This window comes from Streptomyces sparsus (assembly GCF_054776295.1).
The window spans coordinates 1-2,487 of the sequence record NZ_BAAHCA010000737.1; the positions used below are offsets into that span (position 1 = coordinate 1).

Below are 2,487 nucleotides of genomic sequence, written 5' to 3' on the forward strand. Positions count from 1 at the left end.
AGGCCCTGCCGGGGCTGCGCCGGGCGCGTTGCCGGGGTCGGCGGGCTTGCCGGGTCGGCGGGACGCCCGGTCCCGGGCGGCGGGAATGCGCTGGCCGTTCCCGTGGTTGTTCACGTACGATGGGGCAACAGCGCCACCGGGGTGCTCGTCGTCAGGCGAAGCCCGGGTGTGCTTGTCAACACAACATGGGGATGATCGGTTTCGACAGCGGCTGTCGGAGCAGGGGAAGCGAGCCGAGGAACGCGGCAATGATCTCGATAACCATCTGCCGCAAAAAAATAATCGCCAACACCAAGCGCGATTCCTTCGCCCTCGCTGCCTGATCAGCGACTTGCGAAGTGTCAGCCCGGGTGCGTTCCCGACCCGGTTCCTGGCATCAGCTAGGGAACTCACCGCGTAGGCCCGGTCACGGGGTCTACCGGGACATCAAACAGTGACTGAGCCCGTCGGCAGCTTGTCTGCGTGACTGCCGGGGCTGAGAAAAGCGAAGCAGACTGCGCTCGGAGAAGCCCTCCTTCTTCACCGTTGGACGCGGGTTCGATTCCCGCCATCTCCACTCATCCCATGTGGGCCTCCGCCCCGCGAGTTCTCTCGCGGGGCGGAGGCTTTTCTGTGCCCGTGCTCCGGTGCCCGTGCTCCGGTGTCCTGCCTACGAAAGGCCGGTCCGGGTGGTCAGGCCGCCGGGCGGGCGCCGTGTTCGGCGGCGAGGTCGGAGATGCGGGCGGCCAGTGCGGTGTCCTTCTCGGTGATCGCGCCGCCCGCGCTGTGGGTGTTGAGGGCGAAGTCGACCGTGCCGTAGAGCACGGTGATCCTGGCGTGGTGGTCGGCGTCGTCCTCGGCGGCGGCGACGGCCGTGTACAGACCGGGCAGCGCCGCCCGGTCGACGGTGAACGAAGCGGTGAGGTGGCCGTCGCGCACCGTCCACTCGGGCCGGTCGGCGAGTGCCGCTTCGAGGTCTCGCTCGGTCAGCGGGGTAGGGGGCACGCCGTTCTCCTTCGGTCGCTCCTGCGGTGGGCGGTCGGCCGCCGGTCCGCTGCCGGCGGGCCGGGGGCTCTTGTTCCCACTTGCTCACGTCCGCATCCGTACGTCCAGTTCCGGGGGCGTGGCGCGTCGTCCGCCGGGCGGCGGAGGCCGGGCCCGAAGGGGCATCCGTCCGCCGGGCGGCGGAGGCCGGGCCCGAAGGGGCATCCGTCCGCCGGGAGCGGGCAGGGTGCGGGCACGGACGCCGACCGGTCGGGCACGGGCGGGAGGTTCCGCTTCCGAATCCCCGTCAAAAATGGTCTATACCTTGACTGGTTCAGACCACAGGCCTTTGACTGTCCTCCAACAACCCCCACAGCCTGCGGCATCCGCCGCATGGAGGTACCAGTCACGTGCTGAAACAACGGATCATCGCGTTCTTCGCCGCATCGGCACTCATGGGCGGCCTCGCCGCCGTGGCGCCGACCGCAACCGCCGCTGCCGCCCCCACGGCCGCCGCCGCGCCCTGTGCCACCCCGTGGAGCGCCTCCACCGTCTACTGGGGCAACGACGTCGCCTCGCTCAACGGCAACAACTGGCGCGCGAAGTGGTGGACGCAGAACGAGCGGCCCGCCGCCGGCGTCGCGGTCTGGGAGAACCAGGGCCCCTGCGGTGGCACCGACCCCGGCGACCCCGACCCGGACCCGAGTGGATTCGTGGTCAGCGAGGCGCAGTTCAACCAGATGTTCCCGAACCGGAACCCCTTCTACACCTACCGGGGCCTCACCGACGCGCTGAGCGCCTACCCGGGGTTCGCCAAGACCGGTGACGACACCACCAAGCGCCGTGAGGCCGCCGCCTTCCTCGCCAACGTCAGCCACGAGACCGGCGGCCTGGTGCACATCGTCGAGCAGGACACGAGCAACTACCCCCACTACTGCGACACGACGCAGCCCTACGGCTGCCCCGCCGGCCAGGCCGCGTACTACGGCCGCGGTCCCATCCAGCTCAGCTGGAACTTCAACTACAAGGCCGCCGGTGACGCGCTCGGCATCGACCTGCTGAACAACCCGTGGCTGGTGCAGAACGACCCGGCCGTCGCCATGAAGACCGCGCTCTGGTACTGGAACACCCAGACCGGCCCCGGCACGATGACGCCGCACAACGCCATGGTCAACGGCCACGGTTTCGGCCAGACCATCCGCAGCATCAACGGTGCGCTGGAGTGCGACGGCAAGCAGCCGGCGAAGGTGCAGAGCCGGATCAACAAGTACCAGCAGTTCACGCAGATCCTGGGCACCACCCCGGGTTCGAACCTGTCCTGCTGATCGGGACCGGTGGCTGACCCGTCAGCCGCTCGCCAGGTGGGTACGGTCGCGGCGGCGATCGTACCCACCTGCGTCGTTCCCCCCGGCCCCCGGCGATCCGTCCGGGTGCCGTCGGCCGGAACCGGCGGTGGCGACGAGTCCGGCGAGCAGTGCGGCCACCACCGGCGCTGCGTAACCGCCGGCGCCGGGCAGCCGCTCG

2 protein-coding genes and 1 other RNA gene are annotated in these 2,487 nt (G+C 70.0%); 2 read left to right on the forward strand and 1 reads right to left on the reverse strand.

From position 1 onward, the window contains the following. The first annotated feature begins 187 nt into the window (after positions 1–187). Positions 188–559, forward strand: a transfer-messenger RNA (tmRNA) gene (ssrA, locus tag ACYVE9_RS22805). Positions 560–672: 113 nt separating this feature from the next. Here the strand turns inward: ssrA and ACYVE9_RS22810 are convergent. Then, complete coding sequence (locus ACYVE9_RS22810) at positions 673–984, reverse strand: 4a-hydroxytetrahydrobiopterin dehydratase (protein ID WP_461029766.1); 312 nt, start codon at positions 982–984, stop codon at positions 673–675. Positions 985–1,418: 434 nt separating this feature from the next. Here ACYVE9_RS22810 and ACYVE9_RS22815 point away from each other — a divergent pair, with 434 nt between their 5' ends. Continuing rightward, positions 1,419–2,288: a glycoside hydrolase family 19 protein gene (locus tag ACYVE9_RS22815; protein ID WP_461029767.1), complete on the forward strand. Its 870-nt coding sequence runs from the start codon at positions 1,419–1,421 to the stop codon at positions 2,286–2,288. The last annotated feature ends 199 nt before the right edge of the window (positions 2,289–2,487 follow it).